General features: G+C 65.5%; 21 protein-coding genes. 8 read left to right on the forward strand and 13 right to left on the reverse strand.

The features are described 5' to 3' along the window. Nucleotides 1-2: 2 nt before the first annotated feature. From NKG59_RS06945 to NKG59_RS06955, 3 genes are read right to left on the reverse strand one after another with little or no spacing between them, the layout of a single operon-like run. Nucleotides 3-686, reverse strand: a complete 684-nt coding sequence (locus NKG59_RS06945; protein WP_253536047.1) for a Fe2+-dependent dioxygenase — start codon at nucleotides 684-686, stop codon at nucleotides 3-5. After that, on the reverse strand, nucleotides 677-1429 hold the full coding sequence (locus NKG59_RS06950) for a tetratricopeptide repeat protein (RefSeq protein ID WP_253536048.1): 753 nt from the start codon (nucleotides 1427-1429) through the stop codon (nucleotides 677-679). Before NKG59_RS06950 ends, NKG59_RS06945 begins: the two co-directional genes overlap by 10 nt. Further along, nucleotides 1429-3708, reverse strand: a complete 2280-nt coding sequence (locus NKG59_RS06955) for a TonB-dependent receptor (RefSeq protein WP_253536050.1) — start codon at nucleotides 3706-3708, stop codon at nucleotides 1429-1431. The genes NKG59_RS06950 and NKG59_RS06955 overlap by 1 nt, the downstream gene beginning before the upstream one ends. Nucleotides 3709-3980: 272 nt before the next feature. Here NKG59_RS06955 and NKG59_RS06960 point away from each other — a divergent pair, with 272 nt between their 5' ends. The 8 genes from NKG59_RS06960 to NKG59_RS06995 all read left to right on the forward strand — a co-directional run bounded on the left by NKG59_RS06960 (nucleotide 3981) and on the right by NKG59_RS06995 (nucleotide 15096). Beyond that, nucleotides 3981-4760 (forward strand): enoyl-CoA hydratase/isomerase family protein, encoded by a 780-nt coding sequence (locus NKG59_RS06960; protein ID WP_253536051.1) that lies wholly within the window; start codon nucleotides 3981-3983, stop codon nucleotides 4758-4760. Between the two features lies 1 nt (nucleotide 4761). Further along, entirely contained in the window at nucleotides 4762-6534 is a 1773-nt protein-coding gene (locus NKG59_RS06965; protein ID WP_253536053.1) for an acyclic terpene utilization AtuA family protein, read from the forward strand. Between the two features lie 14 nt (nucleotides 6535-6548). Then, nucleotides 6549-7703: an acyl-CoA dehydrogenase family protein gene (locus tag NKG59_RS06970; RefSeq protein WP_253536055.1), complete on the forward strand. Its 1155-nt coding sequence runs from the start codon at nucleotides 6549-6551 to the stop codon at nucleotides 7701-7703. A gap of 31 nt (nucleotides 7704-7734) precedes the next feature. Further along, nucleotides 7735-8622, forward strand: coding sequence for an SDR family oxidoreductase (locus NKG59_RS06975; protein WP_253536057.1), 888 nt, complete (start codon nucleotides 7735-7737; stop codon nucleotides 8620-8622). Continuing rightward, complete coding sequence (locus tag NKG59_RS06980) at nucleotides 8609-10228, forward strand: acyl-CoA carboxylase subunit beta (protein WP_253536058.1); 1620 nt, start codon at nucleotides 8609-8611, stop codon at nucleotides 10226-10228. Before NKG59_RS06975 ends, NKG59_RS06980 begins: the two co-directional genes overlap by 14 nt. A 50-nt stretch (nucleotides 10229-10278) precedes the next feature. Next, nucleotides 10279-11436, forward strand: coding sequence for an acyl-CoA dehydrogenase family protein (locus tag NKG59_RS06985; RefSeq protein WP_253536060.1), 1158 nt, complete (start codon nucleotides 10279-10281; stop codon nucleotides 11434-11436). Nucleotides 11437-11439: 3 nt separating this feature from the next. Then, nucleotides 11440-13434 carry an acetyl/propionyl/methylcrotonyl-CoA carboxylase subunit alpha gene (locus tag NKG59_RS06990; protein ID WP_253536062.1) on the forward strand — a complete coding sequence of 665 codons (1995 nt, stop codon included), beginning with the start codon at nucleotides 11440-11442 and terminating at the stop codon, nucleotides 13432-13434. Between the two features lie 75 nt (nucleotides 13435-13509). Beyond that, nucleotides 13510-15096 (forward strand): AMP-binding protein, encoded by a 1587-nt coding sequence (locus NKG59_RS06995; protein WP_253536063.1) that lies wholly within the window; start codon nucleotides 13510-13512, stop codon nucleotides 15094-15096. Between the two features lie 5 nt (nucleotides 15097-15101). Here the strand turns inward: NKG59_RS06995 and NKG59_RS07000 are convergent, their stop codons facing one another. The 10 genes from NKG59_RS07000 to NKG59_RS07045 form a co-directional block, all read right to left on the reverse strand. Then, the gene (locus NKG59_RS07000) at nucleotides 15102-15779 is read right to left on the reverse strand and encodes a TetR/AcrR family transcriptional regulator (RefSeq protein WP_045202551.1); all 678 of its coding nucleotides are present in this window, start codon (nucleotides 15777-15779) and stop codon (nucleotides 15102-15104) included. 61 nt (nucleotides 15780-15840) lie between these two features. After that, entirely contained in the window at nucleotides 15841-16794 is a 954-nt protein-coding gene (locus NKG59_RS07005) for an MBL fold metallo-hydrolase (protein ID WP_253536065.1), read from the reverse strand. A 12-nt stretch (nucleotides 16795-16806) separates the two neighbouring features. Then, nucleotides 16807-17073, reverse strand: a complete 267-nt coding sequence (locus NKG59_RS07010; protein WP_045202347.1) for a DUF1289 domain-containing protein — start codon at nucleotides 17071-17073, stop codon at nucleotides 16807-16809. 10 nt (nucleotides 17074-17083) lie between these two features. Continuing rightward, nucleotides 17084-17584 carry a YbaK/EbsC family protein gene (locus NKG59_RS07015; protein WP_045202349.1) on the reverse strand — a complete coding sequence of 167 codons (501 nt, stop codon included), beginning with the start codon at nucleotides 17582-17584 and terminating at the stop codon, nucleotides 17084-17086. 22 nt (nucleotides 17585-17606) lie between these two features. Further along, on the reverse strand, nucleotides 17607-18536 hold the full coding sequence (locus tag NKG59_RS07020; protein ID WP_253536067.1) for a hydroxymethylglutaryl-CoA lyase: 930 nt from the start codon (nucleotides 18534-18536) through the stop codon (nucleotides 17607-17609). Between the two features lies 1 nt (nucleotide 18537). Then, nucleotides 18538-19479, reverse strand: a complete 942-nt coding sequence (locus NKG59_RS07025; RefSeq protein WP_253536069.1) for a 2-hydroxyacid dehydrogenase — start codon at nucleotides 19477-19479, stop codon at nucleotides 18538-18540. A 97-nt stretch (nucleotides 19480-19576) separates the two neighbouring features. Next, on the reverse strand, nucleotides 19577-21601 hold the full coding sequence (locus tag NKG59_RS07030) for an acetyl/propionyl/methylcrotonyl-CoA carboxylase subunit alpha (RefSeq protein ID WP_253536071.1): 2025 nt from the start codon (nucleotides 21599-21601) through the stop codon (nucleotides 19577-19579). Nucleotides 21602-22270: 669 nt separating this feature from the next. Next, entirely contained in the window at nucleotides 22271-23350 is a 1080-nt protein-coding gene (gene bioB / locus NKG59_RS07035) for a biotin synthase BioB (RefSeq protein WP_253536073.1), read from the reverse strand. Nucleotides 23351-23393: 43 nt separating this feature from the next. Further along, nucleotides 23394-24188 carry an enoyl-CoA hydratase/isomerase family protein gene (locus tag NKG59_RS07040; protein WP_024976848.1) on the reverse strand — a complete coding sequence of 265 codons (795 nt, stop codon included), beginning with the start codon at nucleotides 24186-24188 and terminating at the stop codon, nucleotides 23394-23396. Then, nucleotides 24185-25123 carry a dienelactone hydrolase family protein gene (locus tag NKG59_RS07045; RefSeq protein ID WP_253536075.1) on the reverse strand — a complete coding sequence of 313 codons (939 nt, stop codon included), beginning with the start codon at nucleotides 25121-25123 and terminating at the stop codon, nucleotides 24185-24187. Before NKG59_RS07045 ends, NKG59_RS07040 begins: the two co-directional genes overlap by 4 nt. Nucleotides 25124-25144: the final 21 nt, after the last annotated feature.

Below are 25144 nucleotides of genomic sequence, written 5' to 3' on the forward strand. Positions count from 1 at the left end.
GCCTAGGCGTCGGCCCACTCGCGCAGCAGGTTGTGATACGTCCCCGTCAACGCGATGACCGACGGGTCGTCCTGCCCCAGCAGCCCCATCAGCCGCTGCAGTTCCGTATCCATCTGGAACAGCAGCGTGCGATGCGCGTCACTGCGCACCATGCTTTGCAGCCAAAAGAATGAGCAGACGCGTGCGCCGCGCGTAACCGGCGTCACGCGGTGCAGGCTGCTGCTGGGGTAAAGCACCATGTCACCCGCCGCAAGCCTGACGCGGTGCTCGCCGAAGGCGTCGTCGATCACGAGTTCGCCCCCCTCGTAGTCTTCGGGCTCGGTCAGGAACAGCGTGCAGGAGAGGTCGCTGCGGATGCGGAAATCGGTGCCGCGCAGGTGGCGCACGGCGTTGTCGACGTGGTTGCCGAAGGTCTGGCCGCCCGCGTAGCGATTGAACAGCGGCGGGAACACCTTGAGCGGCAACGCGGCGGAGAAGAACAGCGTATTGGCCGAAAGCGCATCCTGGATGAAGGTACCGACCTCACGCGCGGCCTGCGAGCCCTCGGGCAACTGCATGTTGTGCTTCACCTGGCCTGACTGCGCGCCGGCGGTGACCTTGCCGTCCACCCATTCGGCGGCATCGATGATGGCGCGGCACTGCGCAACCTGTTCCTTGGTCAGGACGTTGGGAATCTTCAGCAACATGATGGTTCGGTGTCCAGCGCAGCGGCCAGCACGCGCAGGCGCGCATCGGGATGGCCGACAAGAAAGTCATGCGCCTTCGCGAGGAAGGCCGGTGTGGCGGTGTGCGGCACGGCGCGCATCCAGGCGAGGGCGTCATCTGCGCGGTTGGCGAGCGCGAGTAGGCGCGCGGCATTGAACTGGCCGCGGAAGTCACCGCCCTCTGCGGCGCGCAGGTAGCAGCGCAGGGCCATCGCCGTGTCAGCCTCGACTTCCCAGCCGTCTTCATAGAAGCCACCGAGCACGTTGATCGACTTGGCGTGGCCTTGTGCGGCCGCAGCCTGGAAAAGTGCGAACGCTCGCGTGCGATTAGCCGGGACGCCTCGGCCGAGTTGCAGGCTCGTCGCATAGTTGTACTGCCCCCAATCGAGGCCGGCAGCGGCGGCGCGCGCGTACCAGTGCGTGGCGGTCTTGTCGCAGGCGGGCGCGCCCCAGCCGTGCTCGTAGCAGCGACCGAGCATGTTGGCGGCCATGGCGTGGCCTGACAGCGCGGCCGTCTTGAACCAGAACAACGCTTCGGCCGGTCTGCGTTCGACGCCGCGGCCATCGAGCAGCCATTGGCCGAAGATGGCCTGCGCTTCCGTGTGCCCGCGCCGGGCGGCAGCCGCCAGCCAGCGTGCGGCGCGCTCAGCAGGGCCAGTCAGCACGGCGTGGATGGCATCGACCACCGCCGCATCGGCAGCGGCAGCTGCAGCGTGTGCCGACATCAGTAGCGGATGCCCAGCGTCAGGATGGCCGTGCGGCCAGGTGCCAGCGATGCGTAATGCGATGCATACGCCTGGTTGAAGTACACCTTGTCGAACACGTTCTGCACGTTCAGCTGCAGGGTGGTGTGCTTGTCGATGCGGTACGCGGCCATGGCATCAAAACGCCAGTACGCCGGCACCCACTTCGGGTTGGCAGGGTTGGTGCTGCCCCACACCTTCGAGACGTAATACGCGCCGCCGCCGAGCGTGAGTTTCGGCATCGGCTGATACGTCGTCCACAAGCTGAAGCTGTTCTTCGGCGTGTTGGGGAAGGCCGTTCCGTTGGTGCCGCCAAAGGCTGCGCCTGCGCCGCCGTTGTTGCGCAGTTCGCTCTTCAGATACGTGTATCCGCCGAATACCTGCCAGCGGTTGGTCAGCGCGCCCGACCAGCCCAGCTCGAAACCGTCGACGCGCTTGTTGCCGGCCATGGCGGCGGTGCCGTCCTGCTGCACGATGCGCGCATTCGTCGTTTCAATGCGGAAGACGGCGGCTGTCAGCGCAAGCTTGCTGTCGAGCACGTTCCACTTGGTACCGAGTTCGTAGGCGCGGTTCTTTTCCGGGGCAAGCACGTCGCCGCGATTGCCCGAGCGGTCTGGCGTCAGCGCGCTTGTATCGGCACCCTGGCCCGCCACCGAGCCCGACGGCGTGGAAGACGTGCCGTACGCCACGTAGATGCTGCCGTTCTGCGCAGGCTTGAAAACGAGGCCGAGCTGGTAGTTCAGCAGGTTGTCGTCACGCGAAAAACTTGAACGCACGCCCTGCGCATTCGCCGACGTGGTGGCCGATGCCGAATAGCGGTCGAAGCGCAGGCCGCCGTTGACCTGCCAGCGCGGCGACAGCTCGATGGTGTCGAACACATAGGCCGATTGCGTGCGCACGGTCGTCTCGGCCGGATTGTTGTTGAGCCTGATGCTGCCCGCCCAAGGGTCGTTCGGGTTCGGGTTGAAGAGATCGGTGCAGTTGTAGCCGCCGGCCGCGCCGACGCCGTTCGGGCAGCGGTTGCTGCCGGTGGCAACAGCATATGTGTCATTGCGGCTGCGCTCGCGCGAGAACTCCAGGCCCGCCGCATAGCTGTGCTTGAGGCCGCCCGTGTCGAACTTGCCAGTCGCTTCGGTCTGGTTGGCGACGGTGTTGGCCACCGAATATCGCGAATTGGTGCGGCGCCAGACCATGCCGTAATAGATGTTGCCCTGGCTGTCGTCGGGCTGCGTCCAGATGGTGTCCTGGCTTGTGCGGGCGATGCGCGTGGTGCTGCGCAACTTCAGCGCGCGCGACACATCGTGCTCCAAAGAGAGCGTGCCCATGTCGGCGCGGTCGCGGCGGAAGTCGCGCGACAAGCCGTAATAGACGCTCCGGTCGACATTCACGGGCGCGCCGTCTCCGGGGCCGAACAGTTGCGGGCGGCCATCGGTGCGGCGGTTGAACGTGCCGTTGTTGTACGGAATGCCGGTGTCGGGCGTGTCGTTCGATTGCAGGTGGTAGTACGACAGCGTGGCGCGCGTGGGCGTGCCCAGCCCAAAGGCGATGGACGGCGCAATGCCCCAGCGGCTCAAGCTCGTCACGTCGCGGCCGGCAACGGCGGCGTCGTGGGCCATCGCGTTCAGGCGGAAGGCGGCGTGCTCGCCGATCTGGTAATTGCCGTCAGCCGTGACACGTTTGTACGCCGCGTTGCCGACCGACAGCGTGCCCTCGGTAAAGTGCTCCAGCTTGGGCGTCTTGGTGACGATGTTGATTGCCCCGCCGGCCGCGCCGCGCCCCTCATACGCGCCCGACGGCCCCTTGATGACTTCCACCGATTCCACGTTGAACATCTCGCGCGATTGCGCACCGATGTCGCGCAACCCATCGAGGAAGGTGCTGGCCTGCGCGTCGTAGCCGCGGATGAACGGGCGATCGCCCACCGGATTGCCGCCTTCGCCTGCGCCAAACGCGATGCCCGGCACCGTGCGCAGCGCCTCGGTGAGCGTGACGGAGCCGGTGTTCTGCAGCACCTCAGCCGGAATGACTGTGACGGACTTGGGTGTATCGAGCAGCGGCGCGGTGAATTTGCCGCCGGACGCGGCATCCGTCTTAAAGCCGCTGCTGCCGGTCACGGTCTGCTCAGGCAGGGTGGCCGATACGGCGTCCTTCTTTGTGTCGGCCAGCGCTGGCGCTGAAGCCACGGCAAAGCTCATCGCGCCCGTTAGATATCCCACGACCGAATGTTCGGTGCGCTTGCGTTCCGTCTGTGCTGCGTACATGGCGTGCTGCCCCTCCCCAAAAGTTCTGCTTACACGTGTGTTGCAAATGAGAATTGTTATCGTTTGCATGTGAGCGAGTCAACGCACCGGCTGGCGAATTCCTTACGAACGCACAGGGTTCGTCATATAAATCAGGGGGTTATAGCGCCGCGACGCTGCTGTAGAAAATTGTTGAAAGCTATGTCACTCGAACGCTTCCATTTTTTCAAGCAAATGATTTAGTATTGTCGGGCAGGTTGTCCAACCGAATCCCTTTTCGAGGCGAACATCGCGTGAGCACGGACCCGGAACTCCTCATCGAGCGGCGCGGCCAGGCGCTGTGGCTGACCATTCAGCGCGAAGACCGCCGCAACGCGATCAACGCCGCCGTGCTCGAAGCGCTCACAACTGCGTTGACCGACGCCAGCCGCGACACCTCCGTGCGGGCCGTGGTGTTGACCGGCACCGGCACGCGTGCCTTCTGTGCCGGCGCCGATCTACAAACCGGCCAATCCTTTCGCTTCGACTATTCCCAGCCGCATCAGGCCCTGGCGGATCTGTTTCGCCAGGCACGCCGCTGCACCGTGCCGCTCATTGCCCGCGTGAATGGCGCGTGCATGGCGGGCGGCATGGGCTTGCTGGCGATGTGCGATCTGGCGGTGGCCAGCCGTAGCGCCACGTTCGGCTTGCCGGAGGTAAAAGTCGGCGTGTTCCCCGCCCAGGTGTTGGCCGTGCTGCAGCACCAGTTGCCGCGCCGCGTGCTGAACGAGCTGTGCCTGACGGGCGAACCGATGAGCGCAGAACGCGCACTCGCCGCGGGCCTCGTTAACGAAGTCGCAGAGCCTGAAGCGCTTGATGGAGCGGTCGATGCGTTGCTTGCGCGGCTGCTGGACAAATCGCCGTCGGCCATCCGGCGCGGGCTGTACACGCTCAAGCAGGTTGAATCGCTCGGCTTCGAGCAAGCCATGGCGTTCACCGAAAGCCAGATCGGCCTGTTCGCCCTGACCGAAGATGCGCAGGAAGGGCAAGCCGCCTTTCGTGAAAAGCGCACCCCCAACTGGACGGGCCGCTGACATGCGCAAGGACACCATTTCCATTGGTGGCGCCAGCGGCTTCTGGGGCGACAGCATTACGGGCCCGATGCAGCTGGTCGCCTCGGGCCGCCTCGACTTCCTCGTCTTCGATTACCTGGCCGAGCTGACCATGTCGCTGCTGGCCAGCGCGCGCATGAAGAACGCCGAGTTGGGTTACGCCACCGACTTTGTGAGCGTGGCGATGCGCGCGGTGCTCAAGGATGCGCTGGCGCAGAACATCCGCATCATCGCCAACGCGGGCGGCGTGAATCCGCGCGGATGCGCCGCCGCGCTGCAGGCGTTGGCCGACGAGCTGGGCGTGCGCGTGCGCATTGCTGTGGTGGAAGGCGACGACGTCTTGCCGCTGCTCCCCGCCCTGCGCGACGAAGGTGTGCACGAACTGCAGAGCGGTCGCCCCTTGCCCGACAAGATGGTGAGCGCCAACGCGTACCTGGGCGCATTGCCGATCAAGGCGGCGCTCGACGCGGGCGCGCAGGTTGTCATCACAGGGCGATGTGTCGACAGCGCCGTCACCCTTGGCGCGCTGATGCATCACTTCGGCTGGGCAATCGATGATTACGATCGCCTTGCCGCCGGCAGCCTCGCCGGGCACATCCTTGAATGCGGTTGCCAGGGTGCCGGCGGCCTGTATACCGATTGGGAAGCGGTGCCCGACTGGGCGCACAGCGGTTACCCCATCGTCGAATGCCGGGCCGATGGCAGCTTCGTTGTCACTAAGCCCGACGGCACGGGCGGTCTGGTGACGCCCGCTACCGTGGGCGAACAACTGCTCTACGAAATTGGCGACCCGGCGCGCTACGTGTTGCCCGATGTGGTGTGCGACTTCACGCAGGTGACGATGGCGCAGGCAGGCGAGCATCGCGTGGAAGTGCGCGGCGCACGCGGCCTTGCGCCCACGCCCGATTACAAGGTGAGCGCAACGTATGCCGAGGGCTACCGCGCGACCGGCCAGCTCACCATCGTCGGCATTGACGCCGATCGCAAGGCGCGCCGCACGGCCGAGGCGATTCTGGAACGCACGCGCGGTCTGTTCCGCCAGCTTGGTCTGCCGGATTACAGCGCAACGCATATCGAGACGCTCGGTTCGGCGTATCTGTTCGGGCCGCACCAGCCGAACGTGCCCCGTTTCGAATCGGTGATGTGGCTGGCGGTGACGCATCCGAGCAAGCAGGCGCTGGAGTTGTTCGCGCGCGAGATCGCGCCGGCGGGTACGTCGTGGGCGCCGGGCACGACGGGCGCAGGTGGGCGGCCAAGCGTGGTGCCCGCCATCAAGCAATACGCCTTCCTGATCGACAAGGCGCGCGTGCAGGCGCGCGTGACATTGCTGGGCGGGGATGGCTTCGACATTGCCGTGCCGACGGGCGGTGCCGCACTCGAGGCATCCACCGCGGCAGCTGCATCGGATGCCTTGCCGGCCGGCCCAACGCGCGAAGTTCCCCTCATCGAACTCGCCTATGCCCGCAGCGGCGATAAGGGCGACATCTCCAATATCGGCGTCATCGCGCGTCGGCCTGAAGACCTGCCGTTGCTGCGCGCGCAATTGACGGAAGACGCCGTCGCGGCGTACCTCGCGCATGTCGTGAGGGGGCGCGTCACGCGATACGACTTGCCCGGCATTCACGCGCTCAACTTCGTGTGCGAACAGGCGTTGGGCGGTGGCGGCATGGCCTCGCTGCGCAACGACCCGCTCGGCAAGGGCATGGCGCAGGTGCTGCTGACGATGCCGGTGCGCGTGCCGGCCGACCACCCTTGATTGACGAGGCGATCATGCTCTCCGGCCTGCTGCCGTCTGCCCGTTTCGATGCCGACCACGATACGTTTCGTGAGACCGTTCGCCGCTTTGTCGACAAGGCCGTGATGCCAAACATCGATGCATGGGAAGAGGCCGAGACGTTTCCGCGTGCGCTGTATCGCGAGGCGGCCGACCTTGGCTTGCTCGGCATCGGTTTTCCGGAGGAACACGGCGGTACGCAGGGTGATTTGTTTCTGGAACTGGCGATGATCGAAGAGCTGACGCGGGCGGCCAGCGGCGGCTTGCTCGCATCGCTGTTCAGCCACACGATCGGTGCGCCACCCATCGTGGCGGGAGGATCGGCAGAACTGAAGGCGCGTGTGCTGCCGCAAATCCTGTCGGGCGAGAAGATCAGCGCGCTCGCCATCACCGAGCCTTCGGGCGGGTCGGACGTTGCCAATCTCACCACCCGTGCGGTGCGCGACGGCGATCACTACGTCGTCAACGGCAGCAAGATCTTCACCACCTCCGGCATGCGCGCGGATTACATCACCGTGGCCGTGCGCACGGGCGGCGCGGGGGGCGGTGGCATTTCTGTGCTGCTCGTGGAGGGCGATACGCCGGGCCTGACGCGCACGCCGCTCAAAAAAATGGGCTGGTGGTGCTCCGACACGGCGCAGCTGCATTTCGACAACTGCCGCGTGCCCATCGGCAACCTGCTCGGCGTGGAAAACCGCGGCTTCGAGCTGGTGATGCGCAACTTCAACCACGAACGCTTGGCGCTGGCGATGCAAGCCTACGGCTTGGCGCGCACGTGCCTGGCCGAAGCCGTGGAATGGGCCACGCAGCGCGAAACGTTCGGCAAGCGCCTCGTGCAGCATCAAGTCGTGCGGCAGAAGCTGGTGGCGATGGCCACGCGCATCGAAGCCACCCGCGCATTGCTTGAAGACCTGATGCACCGCATGCAGGCCGGCGATTCACCGGTCGCGCAACTGTGCATGCTGAAGAACTTCGCCACGCAAGGCCTGCAGTTCTGCGCCGACACGGCCGTGCAACTGCTTGGCGGCATGGGTTTCATGCGCGGCACGAAGTCGGAGCGCATCTATCGTGAAGTGAAGGTCTACATGATCGGCGGCGGCGCCGAGGAAATCCTCAGCGATCTTGCCGCGCGTCAGCTCGGCTGGGCCTAAGGGCCTAACGCGCGCATTCAGGGAGAGAACCATGTATCGCTCAGTCTTTCGACCGGGGCTGTTTCAGGGGCAAGTGGCCGTGGTGACGGGTGGCGGCAGCGGCATCGGCCGGTGCACGGCGCATGAGTTGGCGTCGCTGGGGGCGGCGGTCGCGTTGGTGGGGCGCAATGCAGAGAAGCTTGCCGCCGTGCGCACGGAGATTGTCGAAGCCGGCGGCACCGCGCACACCTACGTTTGCAATATCCGCGACGAGGCCGCTGCGCAAGCCACCGTTGCGCAAATCTACGGAGAGCACGGCCGCATCGATGCGCTGGTCAACAATGCCGGCGGCCAGTTTCCGGCGCCGCTCAAGGACATCTCTGCCAAGGGCTGGGAAGCGGTGGTGCAGACGAACCTGACCGGCGGTTTCCTGATGGCGCGCGAGTGCCTGAACCAGGCGATGCAGCAGCACGGCGGCGCGATCGTCAACATCGTCGCCGACATGTGGGGTGGCATGCCGAACATGGGCCACTCCGGCGCAGCGCGCGCGGGCATGGTCAACTTTACGGAGACGGCCGCGTTCGAGTGGGCTCAGTACGGCGTACGCGTGAACGCGGTGGCGCCCGGCTACGTGGCGTCGTCGGGCATGGACGCGTATCCGCCGTGGATGGCCGAGACCATCCGCAGCATGCCTTCGACCGTGCCGCTTGGGCGCTTTGCCACCGAGGCGGAGGTGTCGTCGGCCATCGTGTATTTGCTTTCGGAAGCCGCGGCGTTCATCACTGGCACGACGCTGCGCGTGGATGGCGGCCGCCCGAACGTGCGGCCCGGGTCGCCCATGCCGGCACCGCGTCATGGCGCCGAGCCGTTCAACGGCTTCCACCTGGCCGTGACTCCCAAGGTGCTGCAAAGCGAGGAGGGCCGCAATGCCGGCGCTTGAATCGCGCATCGTGCCGCAGAGCGACGCGTACCGGCAGAACCACGCCGCGCTCATGGAACTTGTCGGCCGGCTGCGCACGCTGGAAGACCGCACACGCGACAAGTCCGAAGCTTCTCGCGCGCGCTTCGAGCAGCGCGGGCAACTGCTGCCGCGTGACCGGCTTGGTCGTCTGCTCGACGCCGGCGCGCCTTTTCTGGAGCTGTCCACGCTGGCCGGCTTTTGCCTCGACCACACAGACCCGGCGCGCTCGATTCCTGGCGGCGGCTTCATCGCAGGCATCGGCTGGGTGAGCGGCGTGCGCGCGATGATCATCGTTGACGATGCGGGCATCGACGCAGGTGCCGTGCAGCCGATGGGCATCGAGAAGTTCCAGCGTGCTCAGGCCATTGCGCTGGAGCAGAAGCTGCCGTTCATCCACCTCGTCGAATCGGCCGGCGCCAACCTGTTGACCTATCGCGTGGAGACTTTCATCCATGGTGGCAGCGGTTTCTATTGGCTCGCACGGCTGTCGGCGGCGGGCATTCCGGTGATCAGCGTGGTGCACGGGTCGAGCACTGCGGGCGGCGCATACATGCCCGGCCTGTCGGACTACGTGGTCATGGTGCGGGACCGCGCGCGTGCCTTTCTCGCCGGTCCGCCGCTGCTGAAAGCGGCCACGGGTGAGATCGCCACCGAAGAAGAACTGGGCGGCGCACAGATGCACGCCAGCACGTCGGGCCTTGCCGAATACCTGGCCGAAGACGATGCCGATGCACTGCGGATCGCACGCGAACTTGTTGCAGCGCTCGACTGGAACCGCGATGTACCGGCAGTGGATCGGCCCTACGCACCGCCGCGCTTTGATGCGGAGGAACTGCTTGGCATCGCGCTGACCGATCACCGCAAACCGCTCGACATGCGCGAGGTGATTGCCCGCATTGCCGATGGATCGGATTTTCTGGAGTTCAAACCAGACTACGGCCCTGCGACGATCACGGGGCACGCGGCAATCTGCGGCATGCGCGTCGGCGTCATCACGAACAACGGGCCGCTGGACCCGGCGGGCGCCACCAAGGTGGTGCATTTCATTCAGGCGTGCTGCCAGTCCGACACGCCGCTGCTGTATCTGCAAAACACCACCGGCTTCATCGTCGGCAAGGCGTCGGAGCAGGCCGGCATGATCAAGCACGGCTCCAAGATGATCCAGGCCATGGCCAACGCCACCGTGCCGCGTATCACCTTGCATTGCGGTGCGTCGTTTGGCGCGGGCAACTACGGCATGTCGGGGCGCGGTTTCTTTCCGGATTTCTGCTTCAGCTGGCCCAACGCCAAGACGGCCGTGATGGGCGCTGAGCAGGCCGCCGGCACGATGGCGACGGTCATGGCCGCGAGCATGCAACGCAAGACACAGACCGTCGACCATGAAGCCATCGAAGCGATGCGCGCCAAGGTGATCGACACGTTCGAGCGGCAGTCCGACGCGTTCACCATTTCGGGCCGATTGCTGGACGACGGCGTGATCGACCCGCGCGACACGCGCAAGGTGCTCGCCTGCGTGCTTGGAGTCTGCGACGAAGCGCGCCGCCGCACGCTGCATCCGATCCAGTTTGGCGTTGCACGCCCGTAGCCACCCCGAACCCATACACGAACAGCCCAGGACAACCGGAGCGAGACACCATGCATTTCACCCACGAGCATCAGGAACTGCAGCGCAACTTGAAACGCTTCATCGACAGCGACATCAACCCGTACGTCGATGAATGGGAAGCAGCGGAGATGTTCCCTGCCAAGCAGCTCTTCAAGAAGATGGGCGAGCTGGGTTTTCTCGGTATCGCCAAGCCGACCGAGTTTGGTGGCCTGGGCCTCGACTATTCATATGCGATGGCGATGGCCGAGACGCTTGGCCACATTCACTGCGGCGGCGTGCCGATGGCGATTGGCGTGCAGACCGACATGGCGACGCCCGCATTGGCGCGCTTCGGTTCGGACGCGCTGCGCGCGCAGTTCCTGGCGCCCGCCATCAGTGGCGATGCGGTGGCGTGCGTGGGCGTGTCGGAGCCGAGCGCGGGCTCCGATGTGGCGAGCATCAAGACCACTGCGCGCAAGGACGGCGACGACTACATCATCAACGGCAGCAAGATGTGGATCACCAACAGCCTGCAGGCCGACTGGATGTGCCTGCTGGCCAACACGTCGGACGACCCTGCCCACCGCAACAAGTCGCTCATCATCGTGCCGATGAATACGAAGGGCGTGTCAGTCGGCAAGAAGATCCGCAAGATCGGCATGAATTCGTCGGACACCGGTCTCATCTACTTTGACGACGTGCGCGTGCCGCAGCGCTACCGCATCGGTGAGGAAGGCAAGGGCTTCACGTACCAGATGCTGCAGTTCCAGGAAGAGCGCATGTGGGCCGCGGCCAGCAGCCTGGCGACGATGACGATGTGCATCGAGGCCACCGCCGAGTACGCGCGCGAGCGCAAGCTGTTTGGGGCCAGCCTGCTCGACAACCAATGGGTGCACTTCAAGCTGGCCGAGTTGAAGACGGAAGTGGAAGCGCTGCGCGCGCTCACGTATCGCGCGTGCGATCTGTACATCCAGGGGCAGGACGTGACGGAGCTGGCATCGATGGCCAAGCTCAAGGCCGGGCGCCTTGCGCGCATCGTGCCCGATGCCTGCCTGCAGTTCTGGGGCGGCATGGGTTTCACGTGGGAAAACCCGGTCTCGCGCTATTACCGCGATGGGCGTCTGGGCTCGATTGGCGGTGGCGCGGACGAGGTGATGCTCGGCATCATCTGCAAATACATGAACACGCTGCCGGGCAAGAAGGGCTGAGCGATGACCGCCTCGCATGCCGCATTCCGCTCGATCCTCATCGCCAACCGGGGCGAGATCGCACTGCGCATCATGCGCACGGCGCGCCGCCTTGGCATGCGCACCATTGCCGTGTATTCCGAGGCTGACCGCGATGCCCCGCACTGCCGCGCGGCTGATCTTGCGTTGCCGATTGGTGCATCGCAATCGCAAGCGTCTTATCTGAACATTGCGGCATTGCTGGAGGCCGCGCGCAAGTCGGGCGCGCAGGCTATACACCCCGGCTACGGCTTCCTTGCGGAGAGCGACGCCTTTGCCAATGCCTGCGCAGACGCGGGCCTCGTCTTCATCGGGCCGCCTGCGGATGCCATCCGCGCAATGGGCAACAAGGCCGGCGCCAAGCGCCTGATGGAAGCCGCTGGCGTACCGTGCGTGCCGGGTTATCAGGGCGAAGATCAATCCGCTGAGCGCATGGCGCAGGAAGCCGCACGCATTGGCTACCCGGTGATGATCAAGGCGGCCGCTGGCGGCGGTGGGCGCGGCATGCGCCGCGTGGACGGTGCAGAGGATTTTGCGGCGGCGCTGCAGTCTGCGCGTTCCGAAGCAGAGAACGCATTTGCCTCGGGCGAGTTGATCCTGGAGAAGGCCATCGTCGAGCCGCGTCATATCGAGATTCAGGTGTTTGCCGATACGCATGGCAACGTGGTTCACCTCGGCGAGCGTGATTGCTCGGTGCAGCGCCGGCATCAGAAGGTGATTGAAGAATCGCCATCGCCTGCCGTATCGCCCGAGTTGCGTGCGCGCATGGGCGCGGTGTCGGTGGCGGCGGCGCGCGCGATCGGCTATGTGGGTGCGGGCACGCTGGAGTTTCTGCTCGCCCCGGACGGCGCGTTTTACTTCATGGAGATGAACACGCGCCTGCAGGTGGAGCATGCGGTGACCGAAGCGGTGATCGGCGTCGATCTGGTCGAGTGGCAGCTGCGTGTGGCGCTTGGCGAGCCGTTGCCGCTCGCGCAAGACGCCATCGATGCACGTCGCGCGCAGGGCGGGCACGCCATCGAAGTGCGCCTGTGCGCAGAAGACCCGCAGCAGGATTTCCTGCCGCAAAGCGGCACTGTTGCCCGATGGCGTGCGCCGCAGGATGTCCGCACGGACCATGCATTGGCCGACGGGCTCGTCGTCTCGCCGTACTACGATTCGATGCTTGCCAAGATCGTGGCGCACGGCACCGACCGCGCCGATGCATGCCGACGTCTTGCGCACGCCTTGGACGATTGCCTGCTGCTGGGTCTGCCGACCAACCGGGCGTTTCTACGCGATTGCGTGGCGCATCCGGCGTTCCTTTCCGGCGATGTGTCGACCGCGTTCATCGACCGGCATTTCCCCGCGGCGATGCGTCATGCGGCCGTACCTGATGCAGCGGTTTGCCAAGCGGCTGCCGTGCTGCTCACGCACCTGTGCCAGGACACCGCACGCCGCTATCCCGCAGAACTGCACGGCTGGGCCAGCAGCCGCACGTATCCCACGCTGTGCCGCTTCTTGCTTGATGGCGAGGCCATCGAGATGCGTGTGCGTGCGCTCGGTGCGCAGCGATGGGAGTTGACTTGGGACGGCGGTGCCACTCAGGTGGCCCTTGTGTCAGCGGCCAATGACCGCGTCACGCTTGCGCTGGGCGACACGCTCCACGCGGTCGACTACGCCTTCACCGGCGACGCATGCCACTTCGTGCTGAATGGCGTCGAGCACATCGCCATCGACGCCACATACACCAAGGCAGAGCGTGACGGCGCGCAAGCCGGCAGCGGCCGGATCAGCGCCCCGATGAACGGCCGCGTGGTTGCCGTGCACGTGGTGCAAGGCGAGGCGGTCTGCGCCGGTCAGGTGCTGCTGGTGGTCGAGGCGATGAAGATGGAACACAGCATTGCCGCGCCGCTCGCAGGCGAGGTGAAAGGGTTATTCACCCAAGTCGGTGCACAGGTTGCGCCCGGCGGGTTGCTGATGGAGATTGCCGCGGCCTGACGGCTGCACTGCCGTCCTGATCCATCGTTTCGTCGTGCAGTTCATGCGGTCAATGCAGTCCATAGGAGACGTCCCATGTCCGAAGCCACGCCAGACACCACGCTTGAAGCCAACCTGCTGAACCGGGTGACGCTGGGCGATACGTTGCATCGCAGTGCACGCAAGTTCGGCGCGAAGGTCGCGCTGGTCGATGGCCCGCGTCGCATGACGCATGGCGAACTCAACGCAGACAGCAATCGCTATTCGCACGCGCTGCTTGCAAGCGGCCTCGCGCCCGGCGACAAGGTGGCGATGGTGTGTGGCAACTCGGCGCAGTTCCTGGTGGCCGCGTACGGCATTCTCAAGGCGGGGCTGGTGTGGGTGCCGATCAACGCGATGCTCGGCTCGGACGATGTGCGCTATATCCTCGAACATGCCGAGGCGCGGCACGTGGTGATCGACGCGGCGCTGTACCCGGCGCTGCGTGACACGCTGTCGGCGCTTGCTTTACCCGCGCACCAATGCTTCGGCGCACCGGTTGCCGATGGCCCGCAAACCGTGGAGCAAGCGCTGCAAGGCCACGCCGATACGCTGCCCGCCGTGGTGATCGACGATCGCGATCTCGCGCTCATCATGTACACCAGCGGCACGACCGGCCGGCCGAAGGGCGCAATGCACTCGCACCGCTCGGTGCATGCCGCGTTGATGTCCAACATCGCCGGCCTGAATCTGAACGAGACCGACGTGTTCTCGTGCCTGCTGCCGATGTTCCACTGCGCGCAGTTTGCGACCGCCGCGTCCGCGATGATGGTGGGCGCCACGCTCGTCGTACAGCGCGGCTTTGATCCGGCAGCGCTGCTCGATGCGATTGCCAACGAGCGCATCACGCAACTGTTCGGCCTGCCGCTCATGTACGCCGCGCTGCTGCACCATCCGCTGCGTGCGCAGCGAGATCTGTCCAGCCTGCGCCTATGCCTGTATGCGATGGCCCCGATGGCCAAGCCGCTGCTCGAACGCCTGATTGCCGAGGTGTGTCCGAACTTTGCGCTCGGCTCCGGTCAGACCGAAATCTTCCCGATGACGATGTACTTCGCGCCCGACCAGCAACTGCAGCGCACCGGGAACTACTGGGGCCGGCCCTGCATGGTGAACGAGGCGGCGATCATGGACGATCAAGGCAATCTGCTCGGCCCGAACCAATTGGGCGAGATCGTGCATCGCGGCCCCAACGTCATGCTCGGCTACTACAAGGACCCGCAGGCCACCGCCAATGCGCGCCGCTTCGGCTGGCACCACACGGGCGATCTCGGCATGTGGGATGCCGACGGCCAGCTCCAGTTCAAGGACCGCATCAAGGACATGATCAAGACCGGCGGTGAGAACGTGCCCTCGGTCAAGGTGGAAGAAGTGTTGCTGCGGCACCCGGCCGTGGCGAACGCCGCGGTGGTCGGCTTGCCGCATGTGCACTGGGTGGAAGCGGTGGCAGCGTTCGTCTGCCTCAAGCCCGACGCACAAGCCGATGCTGCCGCGCTGCAGGCGCATTGCAGAGAGCATCTCGGTAGCTTTGAGGTGCCTAAGCACATCGCCGTGGTTGACAAGCTGCCCATGACGGCGACCGGCAAGATCCAGAAGCACGTGCTGCGCAGCGCCAACCAGGCACTGTTCGAAGGCGACGCGCGCTAGGAGTGCTAAGCCGCCGGCTGGGGCGGCGTGCGCAGGATGAACAGCACCGCCTGGTCGGCCAGCGCGTCAATGCTGATGCCCGCGCCTGCCTGATACCACTGCGCTGTCCAGTTGAGCGCGCCGAACATCAGCAGGCGGTCGACAGGCGTCGGGTGTGCCCATTCGCCCGAGGCGCGCAGGCGGTCGATCACGCGCGTCCAGATGTCTTCGTAACGGTCCTTGAGCGCGATGATGCGCTCTTGCGCATGCGCATCGAGCGAGCGCCACTCGTACAGCATCACCGGAATGAAATCCTGGTGGGGCGCAAGGATCGTGTAGAGGTGCGCGCGCACGAGTTGGCGCATCGCCTCGCGTGGCGGCAGGTCGTCGATATCGATGGCTTCGATATCCGCCAGCGCCACAGTCAAGCCGTGCTCGATCACGGCCTGCAGGATGTCCTGCTTGGTTTTGAAGTGGTAGAACCAACTGCCCGCATGGACGCCCGTGGCGGCGGCAATGTCGCGCACCGTGGTGTTGCCGTAGCCCTTCTCGCGGAATAGCCTGGCCGATTGCTCGATCAACGCGCGGCGCAAGCCCTCGTTGGCATCCTGCGCGGGGCGGCCGCGCTTGCGGCGCGGCGCTTCTGCTTCAGTGGCGGCTTCAGTGGCGGATTCGGGCGGATTGGATGTGGCGGGTTTCGGCATGCCCAGGCGAAGAGAAGAGGCGTCGCTGCATTGTAGCGGGGCATCGCCACCGCGCGGCATGTCAATCGCGGTTCAGGATGCGGCCGTGTTCGACCGTGGCGGCGCCTGCCTTGACCAGCGCCGCGATCGCAGCATCCACCAACGTTTCCATCGATTGGCTTGCGAAGAAGCGCGCCTGCAAGCGCGGCATCAGCGTGGTCTGCGTGAACCACGCAAACAGCGCGTCGTGCGACAGCGCCTGCTGCTCCAGGAGCTTGAACTTCACCAGCACGCGAATGGCGTGCAGCGCGTTGCGTTCCGGGTCTGCACGCAGATACGCAAGCCGCCCCAGCGATGCGTCAATCGCGGCGTTGACGCTGGTGAACGGCCGGCCGTGTCCGGGAATTACCACGCGCGCGTCGAGCTGCGCGATGCGCTCAAGAATGGCCTGCTGCTCGGCAAAGCCGCTTTCGCCCTCAAGCTCGGGAAAGATCACGCCAAAGCCGCGCTCCCACAACGCATCGGCAGAGATCAGCACGCGCGTATCGGGGTTGAAGAGGATGACCGCGTGCGGGTCATGCCCAGGTGCACTGATGACTTGCCAGTCGAGGCCGCCCAGACGCAACGTCATGCCGTCGGCGAGGCCAGCGTCGGCATCGCGATCGGGCAACGAGAAGCGTGCGCATTCCTGGCCGGTGGGGCCGTAGCTGAGGGCGTCGGTATCCCAGCGGCGCACGTCGTCGATCTGCGCCGCAGGCACGCGCGTGTGACTGCCGTAGATGGCCTGCAGCGCAGCATTGCCGCCGCAGTGGTCGGAGTGCAGGTGCGTGTTCAGCAAACGGCGCAGTGGCCTGCCTTGCAGCGCGTGCTGCACCAGCGCCACGGTCTGCGGCGCGTGCGTGAGGTAGCCGGAGTCCACCAGCGCGCAGCCGCCATGCGCTTCGTCATCGAAGAAAAGGATGTTGTTGGACGACAGCCAGCCGCGCTCGAACACGCGCATCGAATCAGGAAAGGTGACGATGTCGTGTTCGGCCATGGTGATGGGCGCTCAGGCGCAGGGCGTCTCGTTGAGCCAGGCGCAGGCGCGCTCGGGCAAGGTCTTCCACACGGCCAGGCGAGCGGTGTCGTTCATGGTCGACCAGGCGGCAATTTCGTCGATGGTGCGCATGCAGCCGATGCACAGGCCGTGCGCCTCGTCCATCTTGCACACGCTGATGCACGGCGACGACACCGGCTGGGCGCGCTCGGCCTGCGCGCGGCTATTGCGCAGCTTGCCGAGCGAGAGCTTCAGTTGCGCGCGGGTGCAGGTGTCCATGCGTGTTCGATCAGTCGCGCTGGGCGATGTCGGCCACAGGTGCGCCCGTCATGGCTTCCAGTTCCGCGGGCGTCAGGTTGAACACGGCGTGCGGGTGGCCGGCTGCGGCCCACACGCTGTCGTATTGGAACAGGTCGCGGTCGAGCAGCATCACCGGCTTGACTGCATGCCCCACCGGACACACGCCACCGATGGCGTAACCGGTCTTCTCGCGGACGAACTTCGCATCGGCCTTGGCCAGCGCGCCCACGTGCGCGGAAACCTTTGCCTCGTCGACACGATTGGTGCCGCTGGCGATCACCAGCACCGGCACATCGTCTTCCGCGCGACGGAAGATGATGGACTTGGCAATCTCCGCCACCGAGCAGCCCAGGCCGGCAGCCGCTTCGGCAGACGTTTTTCCGGTGGCCGGCAGCATCACGATGGCTTTTTCGTAGCCGAGCGTGCGCAGGTGGTCGGCCACGCGTTGGGCAGATTCAGGCAGCGGGGCGTTTGTATCGGTAGCGGTCATCGTCGTTGTTCTTGATTGGGTTTCAGATGCAGGCCTGGGCGATCTGGTCCTGCAGCTTGAGCAGCAGCGCACGGCCTGCACGCGAGGCGGTGGGGCGGCCGATGGCTTGCGAGATGAAGTCGCCCGCCAGCACCACCTTGTCCAGGTCGATGCCGGTGCGGATACCCAGGCCGTGCAGGAGGTACAGCACGTCTTCGGTGGCCACGTTGCCGGTGGCGCCCTTGGCATACGGGCAGCCGCCAAGCCCCGCCACCGATGCGTGGAAGATGGCGATGCCGACTTCCAGGCTGGCGAGGATGTTGGCCAGCGCCTGGCCGTACGTGTCATGGAAGTGGCCCGAGAGGCGGTCGATCGGGAACGTCGCCGCAGCGGCTTCCATCACGGTTTTCACCTGCCCGGCGGTGCCCACGCCGATGGTGTCGGCAATGTCGATCTCGTCGCAGCCCAGGTCGGCCATGCGCTTGATGACGTCCACCACCGACGACACCGGCACTTCGCCCTGATACGGGCAGCCCAGCGAACACGAGATCGACCCGCGCACGCGAATGCCTGCATCCTTGGCGGCCTTGGCCACTGGCGCAAAGCGTTCGATCGATTCGGCGATCGTGCAGTTGATGTTCTTCTGCGCGAAGGCCTCGCTGGCGGCGCTGAAGATCACGATCTCGTCCGCGCCTGCTGCAGAAGCGCCTTCGAAACCCTTCATGTTGGGCGTGAGCACCGAATACAGCGTGCCCGGCCGGCGCTGGATGCGCGCCATCACGTCGGCGCCATCGGCCATGGCCGGCACCCACTTGGGCGACACGAACGACGCGGCTTCCACGTTGACGAAGCCGGCCTCGGACAGCCGGTTCACCAGTTCGACCTTGGTGTCGGTGGAAACCGGCGCCTTCTCGTTCTGAAGACCGTCGCGCGGGCCGACCTCGACCACTTTCACGAAATGCGGGTAGCTCATCTCAGTAACCTCGTTGCAGATCGACGATGCCGGCAATCGGTTCGCCGGCTTCCAGCGCGCGGATCTTGCGCGCGATCTGGGCAATGCTGACCTCACGCAGCGTCAGCGCCGAAATGTGCGGCGTGATGTGGATGCGCGGTTCGGTCCAGAAAGGATGGTCGGCGGGCAGCGGCTCGGTGCGGAATACGTCGAGCGCGGCGCCGGCAATGTGGCCGCTGCGCACGGCGGCCAGCAGGTCGTCTTCCACCAGATGCTTGCCGCGCGCCACGTTGACAACGAACGCGCCCGGCGCGAGCTGACCGAGCAGCTTTGCGTCGATCACGTTTTCCGTGTCGGCGGTCAGCGGCAGCACATTCACCAGCATGCGCGTGCCGGCAAGGAAGCCGGGCAGGGCATCGCTGCCCGCACGGCAATCGACGCCCTCGACGTGCTTGGCGGAGCGGCTCCAGCCACGCACCGGAAAGCCGAAGCCCGCCAGCGTCTTGGCGATGTGCGTACCAAGCACGCCCAGGCCCAGCACGCCGACGACAAACTCGTCGCGGTTGAACGGCTTGAGGAAACGCCACATCTTGGCCTGCTGCTGGCGCTCGTATTCATCAAGCCGGCGGAAGAAGCGCAGCACGGCGTGCGTGACGTATTCGCCCATCTGCGCGGCCATGCCGGCGTCGTCCAGGCGCACGATCGGCAGGCCTTCCGGAATGGCATCGGGCGATTGCGCGCGCAGGCCGAGAATGGCATCGACGCCCGCCCCGAGGTTGAACACCGCGCGCAAATCGCGGCGATCACGCAGCATGTCGGCGGGCGGTTGCCAGACCACGGCGTAATCAGCGTCCTGCGCCGCACCTTGCTCCCACACCGACAGCCGTGCCTCAGGCAGTGCCTGCGCAAAACCGTCGAGCCAGGGTTGGGGCTTGCCGTCGGGCGTGTAGATCTGGATGTGCATGTGGGGCGACTTCAGTGCGGGTAGTTGACGTATACGTCAAGCAGTGTAGCAGGGGCCGGCAACGCGCGTTGCGGCCCGCTCGCGCGTCATTCAGCCGTCACTCCGCCGGCTTGAACGCCAGCAGCTGCACGCCTTCCGTCACCTGATCGCCCACGCCATAGAGCACGGATTCGACGACGCCGTCGGCAGGTGCGGTGAGCGTGTGTTCCATCTTCATGGCTTCCATCACGACGAGCGGTGCGCCTTTGGTGACGGTCTGCCCTGGCGCGGCCAGCACGGCGATGACCTTGCCGGGCATCGGCGCGGTCAGCTTGCCGCCTTCGTCGTCGGCTTCGCCTGCATGGGCGAGCGGGTCGTGGCGCTCCAGCGTCCAGTGCGCGCCACCGGTGAAGACGTGGAAGACGTCGCCATCGACATGCACCTGGCCGGTCGCCTTGTGCGAGCCCAGTGCGGTGGTGAAGGTCTCGGCGTGGCGCTGCGAGGTGAAGGGCGCTTCATGCCCGTTTGCTTTCAGACGCGAGCCGTCGCGGCCGTAGACGAGCGTGGCGTCGACGGCCTGTTCGCCGTGGGAGAAGCGCAGCGTGCGCTCAGCCGCGCCGTTCAGACGCCAGCCGCTGCCGCGCGCCCACGGCGAATGCGGATCGCGTGTGTCCGTGCGCAGGCTGCGTGCCTCGCGGGCAAGCAGCGCAGCCACGGCCAGGGCGATGGCGTCTTGCGGCACGGCCGGGGCTGCCGGGAACAGCGTGTCGTGATTGCGCGCGATCAGGCCGGTATCCAGATCGGCGGTCGCGAACGGCTTCGATGCGACCAGGCGGCGCAGGAAGGCCACGTTGGACGACAGCCCCACCAGGTGGAAGCTGCCCAGCGCCTGCAGCATGCGCGCGAGCGCTTCTTCACGGTCACGGCCCCAGACGATGAGCTTGGCGATCATCGGATCGTAATAAGGGCTGATGGCATCGCCTTCGCGCACGCCCGCGTCGATGCGCACGGCGGCGGGTTCGCCATTGGCCTGCGCGCCCACGGTAAATTCCACCGCCGCCGGCGTGCGCAGCACCTTCAGCGTGCCGATGGACGGGAGGAAATCGCGCTCGGGGTTTTCTGCGTAGATACGTGCTTCCAGCGCGTGGCCGTGGATGTGCAGTTCGTCCTGCGCGCGCGGCAGCGGCTCGCCGGAGGCCACGCGCAATTGCCATTCGACGAGGTCTTCACCCGTGATCATTTCGGTGACCGGATGCTCGACCTGCAGGCGCGTGTTCATCTCCATGAAGTAGAACGTGCCGTCTTCGTCGACGATGAACTCGACCGTTCCAGCACCCACGTAGCCCACGGCGCGCGCCGCAGCCACGGCGGCTTCGCCCATCGCGCGGCGACGGTCCAGCGTCATGCCGGGGGCGGGGGCTTCTTCCAGCACCTTCTGGTGGCGGCGCTGCACCGAGCAGTCGCGCTCGAACAGATAGACGGCGCCGCCGAAGCTGTCGGCAAACACCTGGATTTCAATGTGGCGCGGGCGCGTGAGGTACTTCTCGATCAGCACGCGGTCATCGCCAAAGCTGGAGGAGGCTTCGCGCTTGACGGAGGCCAGCGAGGCTTCAAATGCATCGCTCGATTCCACCACGCGCATGCCCTTGCCACCGCCGCCCGCACTCGCCTTGATGAGCACCGGGTAGCCAATGCGATCAGCCTGCGTGCGCAGGAATTCGGCGTCCTGGTTGTCGCCGTGGTAGCCAGGGACGAGCGGCACGCCGGCCTTTTCCATCAGCGCCTTGGCCGCGCTCTTGCTGCCCATGGCTTCGATGGCCGAGGCCGGCGGGCCGACGAAGATGATGCCGGCGTCTGCGCAGGCCTTGGCGAAAGCTTCGTTTTCCGAGAGGAATCCGTAGCCGGGGTGGACGGCCTGGGCGCCGGTGGCGCGCGCGGCTTCGAGGATGCGGTCGGCGCGCAGGTAGCTGTCGCGGGCGGCGGGCTCACCGATGTGGATGGCTTCGTCGCAGGCCGCAACGTGGCGGGCATTGGCGTCGGCATCGGAATAGACGGCGACTGTGCGGATGCCAAGCTTGCGGCAGGTGGCGGCGACTCGGCAGGCGATTTCGCCTCGGTTGGCGATGAGGAGCTTGGTGATCATTGGTGTGTGTCTCCGGTGCTTTCTGTCTGCATCTTTTGCACTTGTGGTGCATCCCTTGTTTCATCCCCTGCCGGGGCGGGCGGTGGTGGTGCATCCCTGTTTCGTACCCTGCCGGGCACGACCTACTTTTCTTTGTCTTGCCAAAGAAAAGTAGGCAAAAGAAAGGCGCGCCCAAGATGGCGACCCCTTCCTTGAATTTGTGTAACCGGGCGGAGATGGGGAAAACTCGCTGCGCTCAGACAGTTCCCCATCTTTTTTCCGCCCGCTTACACAAATTCAAGGCGCCATCAAGGGCAGGAACGTCAACGGCCAAACCGTTGGTGTGCATGTCCTGTCAGGCGCTTGTTTGTTGCTGTGTTGCCGTTTGCTTCGCTCCGCGTCTTGCCGCGTACCCACCACTGCGTTTGCACTGCGATGGTGGGGCCGTTGATGCCCTAGATGGCGCCTTGAATTTCTGTTGCAGAGAGGAAAAAGAGAGGAGGCTGTTTGAGCGAAGCGAGTTTGCCTCCTCTCCCTCTCTGCGACATAAATTCAAGGAATCTTTCGCCATCTCGGGCGCGCCTTTCTTTGCTTACTTTCTTTGGCAAGACAAAGAAAGTGAGTCGGGCCCGGCAGGGCGCGAAAGGGGGATGGACCACCAACAAAAAAACCATCCCCACACCAAAAACATCAGTCGGCAGGCGTAATGTCGATATGGCAATGCGAAGACTGCGACCCCGCATGCGATTCATGATGCATGTGATCCTGCGCCTCCACCCGCATCCCCAGCCGCGCCAACAGCTTCCGATCCGCATCCGCCTCCGGGTTGTCCGTCGTCAGCAGCTTCTCGCCATAGAAGATCGAGTTGGCGCCCGCCATGAAGCACAGCGCCTGCAAGGCATCGTCCATCGCCTCGCGGCCAGCGGACAGCCGCACCATCGCCTTGGGCATCGTGATGCGCGCCACAGCAATCGTGCGAACGAAATCGAACGGGTCCAGTTCTTCATTGCCCGCCAGCGGCGTGCCTTCCACCTTCACGAGGTTGTTGATGGGCACCGAATCCGGATACGGCTCCATGTTCGCCAATTCTGCGATCAGGCCCGCACGCTCGTGCACCGATTCCCCCAGCCCGACGATGCCGCCGCAGCACACGTTGATGCCGGCGTCACGTACGTGCTCGAGCGTGTCGAGCCGGTCTTGGTACGTGCGCGTGGTGATGATCTCGCCGTAGAACTCGGGCGCGGTGTCGAGGTTGTGGTTGTAGTAATCCAGGCCCGCGTCCTTCAGTTGCGCGGCCTGTTCCTGCTTGAGCATGCCCAGCGTTACGCACGTTTCCAGCCCCATCGCCTTCACGCCGCGCACCATGTCGGCCACGGCATCGAGCTGATGCGGTTTCGGATTGCGCCAGGCTGCGCCCATGCAGAAGCGGCTCGCACCGTTCTGCTTTGCGCGCGATGCGGCTTCGAGCACGGCGTCGATCGGCATCAGCTTTTCCGCCTCGACACCGGTGTCGTAGCGGGCCGATTGCGGGCAGTACGAGCAATCTTCGGGGCAGCCGCCGGTCTTGATGGACAGCAGCGTCGAGAGTTGCACCGCATTCGCATCAAAGTTGGCGCGGTGCACCTGCTGCGCCTGGAACAGCAGGTCGTTGAACGGCAGCGCGAACAGCGCTTCGATGGCTTCGCGGCTCCAGCGCGCGTCGGGCGCCTGGCCTGGCGTGACGGGCGCCTTGGCGGCGTTCGGAACGAAGTTGAGCGGAGTGGATTGCATGAGGACTTCCTTCAAGTGATGCGTGGTTTCGTTGTTATGCGGATCAGGCCGGCAGCAGCCAGTTCGGCTTGCGCTTGCCCAGGAAACTTTGCACGCCTTCGCGGCCTTCTTCCGAAGCGCGAATGGCGGCGATGCGTTCAGCGGTATCAGCCAGCAGTGCGTCGTTGACCGCAGCACCAGACACCTCGCGCACGAGCCGCTTGCTCTCGCGCACGGCGTTCGGACTGTTGGCGACGAGCGCGGCCGTGATGTCGGCCACCTTGGCGTCGAGGGCATCCGCGTTCACCAGTTCATGCACGAGGCCGAGGCGATGCGCTTCGGCAGCCGAAAAGCGTTCTGCGGTGATGAAGTAGCGGCGCGACGCCTGCTCGCCCAGGGCGCGAATCACATACGGGCTGATGGTGGCCGGAATCAAGCCGAGCTTTGCTTCCGACAGGCAGAAGTTGGCCGTGTCGACGGCAACGACGATGTCGCACGCGGCGACCAGGCCGACGCCGCCGGCATACGTGTCGCCCTGCACGCGCGCAATGACTGGCTTGGGGCAGGTGTAGATGGCGCGCAGCATTTCGGCCAGGCGCAGCGCGTCGGCGCGGTTCTCGTCATCCGAGTAGCCGGCCATCTTCTTCATCCAGTTCAGGTCGGCACCCGCGCAGAACGCAGGGCCGTTGCCCGACAGGACGATGGCGCGCACGCTCGGCTCATTGGCCAGTGCGCGAAACGCGCCGGTCAGTTCGGCGATGACCGTTTCGTTGAAGGCGTTGCGCACGTCGGGCCGATTCAGCGTGAGCGTGGCGACGGCGCCGTGCTGCGCGAAGGCGAGGGTCTCGAAAGCGTTCATTCGGGGTCCTTGTTGGTGTCGGACTTGGGGTCGTCTGCGCCGGAGGCTTCAGCGTTGCTGCCCGGTGCCACCGCTTGCACCGGGCCTGCCGGCAGGCCGAGTTCGCGCAGGAAGGCATCCACCTGCGGCAGCCAGATGGCGAGCCCTGCATGGCTTGCAAACATGCCGTGCGAGTCGCTCTTGAAGTTGCCGAAATCCACCAGCCGGCCTTTGCCGCCGGCACTGGTGTAGGCAGCGAACATTCTGTCGGGCATCGGCTTGGGCCAGTAGCTGTCGTTGTCGCCGTAAAACCAGAGCGATGGGTAGCGTGACTGGCGACCGTACGTCTCGAAGGCGCGCACGAGGTTGCCTTCCCAGTCGACGCAGGTGTCGTTGCGCAGGCCGCCGGCAAAGTTCACCAGCCCACGCACGCCGGGGTAGGCGATGGTGCCGAAGGCCAGCGTGGTCAGGCCGCCATGCGACTGGCCCATGACGACGATGCGGTTGCGGTCCACGTACGGCTGCGCGGTCATGTAGTCGAGGGCGGCCACCACGTCTTCGGCCTGGATGATGCCGTTGGCTTCGACGTTGCAGCCGCTGCCGATGTACGCGCCGCCGGATTTGGAAAACCCCTGCCGCATCGGAATGGCCACCACGTAGCCGCGTGCGACCAGCGCCGCAGCCTGCTCGCTGTAACGGGCACGCGCTTGGAATGCCGCCTTGCCACGCGCCTTGCCATGGTTGAGCACGATGAGCGGAAACGGCCCGTCGCCGGCCGGCTTGTAGATGGTCGTCTCCAGCTTGAGCGTGAAGATGCCCGCAGACTTGGGCACCTCCACGATGGTCTCGCTGATGCCGGACGGCGTGGTCTCGCTCGCATGCGCGGCCGCGAGCAGCAGCGCGCAGCCGAAGGCTGCCAAGGCGCTGCGCCACGTTCGCGCGGTGATGCTGTTCACTGCAAATTCCCTGGTCGATGG

It is taken from the genome of Ralstonia chuxiongensis (genome assembly GCF_024158925.1).
Taxonomy (GTDB): Bacteria; Pseudomonadota; Gammaproteobacteria; order Burkholderiales; family Burkholderiaceae; genus Ralstonia; species Ralstonia chuxiongensis.

Coding starts and splice junctions, on each gene's coding strand:
- NKG59_RS06945 (WP_253536047.1), bottom strand. CDS start 686: ATGTTGCTGAAGATTCCCAACGTCCTGACCAAGGAACAGGTTGCGCAG.
- NKG59_RS06950 (WP_253536048.1), bottom strand. CDS start 1,429: ATGTCGGCACACGCTGCAGCTGCCGCTGCCGATGCGGCGGTGGTCGAT.
- NKG59_RS06955 (WP_253536050.1), bottom strand. CDS start 3,708: ATGTACGCAGCACAGACGGAACGCAAGCGCACCGAACATTCGGTCGTG.
- NKG59_RS06965 (WP_253536053.1), top strand. CDS start 4,762: ATGCGCAAGGACACCATTTCCATTGGTGGCGCCAGCGGCTTCTGGGGC.
- NKG59_RS06970 (WP_253536055.1), top strand. CDS start 6,549: ATGCTCTCCGGCCTGCTGCCGTCTGCCCGTTTCGATGCCGACCACGAT.
- NKG59_RS06975 (WP_253536057.1), top strand. CDS start 7,735: ATGTATCGCTCAGTCTTTCGACCGGGGCTGTTTCAGGGGCAAGTGGCC.
- NKG59_RS06980 (WP_253536058.1), top strand. CDS start 8,609: ATGCCGGCGCTTGAATCGCGCATCGTGCCGCAGAGCGACGCGTACCGG.
- NKG59_RS06985 (WP_253536060.1), top strand. CDS start 10,279: ATGCATTTCACCCACGAGCATCAGGAACTGCAGCGCAACTTGAAACGC.
- NKG59_RS06990 (WP_253536062.1), top strand. CDS start 11,440: ATGACCGCCTCGCATGCCGCATTCCGCTCGATCCTCATCGCCAACCGG.
- NKG59_RS06995 (WP_253536063.1), top strand. CDS start 13,510: ATGTCCGAAGCCACGCCAGACACCACGCTTGAAGCCAACCTGCTGAAC.
- NKG59_RS07000 (WP_045202551.1), bottom strand. CDS start 15,779: ATGCCGAAACCCGCCACATCCAATCCGCCCGAATCCGCCACTGAAGCC.
- NKG59_RS07005 (WP_253536065.1), bottom strand. CDS start 16,794: ATGGCCGAACACGACATCGTCACCTTTCCTGATTCGATGCGCGTGTTC.
- NKG59_RS07010 (WP_045202347.1), bottom strand. CDS start 17,073: ATGGACACCTGCACCCGCGCGCAACTGAAGCTCTCGCTCGGCAAGCTG.
- NKG59_RS07015 (WP_045202349.1), bottom strand. CDS start 17,584: ATGACCGCTACCGATACAAACGCCCCGCTGCCTGAATCTGCCCAACGC.
- NKG59_RS07020 (WP_253536067.1), bottom strand. CDS start 18,536: ATGAGCTACCCGCATTTCGTGAAAGTGGTCGAGGTCGGCCCGCGCGAC.
- NKG59_RS07025 (WP_253536069.1), bottom strand. CDS start 19,479: ATGCACATCCAGATCTACACGCCCGACGGCAAGCCCCAACCCTGGCTC.
- NKG59_RS07030 (WP_253536071.1), bottom strand. CDS start 21,601: ATGATCACCAAGCTCCTCATCGCCAACCGAGGCGAAATCGCCTGCCGA.
- bioB (WP_253536073.1), bottom strand. CDS start 23,350: ATGCAATCCACTCCGCTCAACTTCGTTCCGAACGCCGCCAAGGCGCCC.
- NKG59_RS07040 (WP_024976848.1), bottom strand. CDS start 24,188: ATGAACGCTTTCGAGACCCTCGCCTTCGCGCAGCACGGCGCCGTCGCC.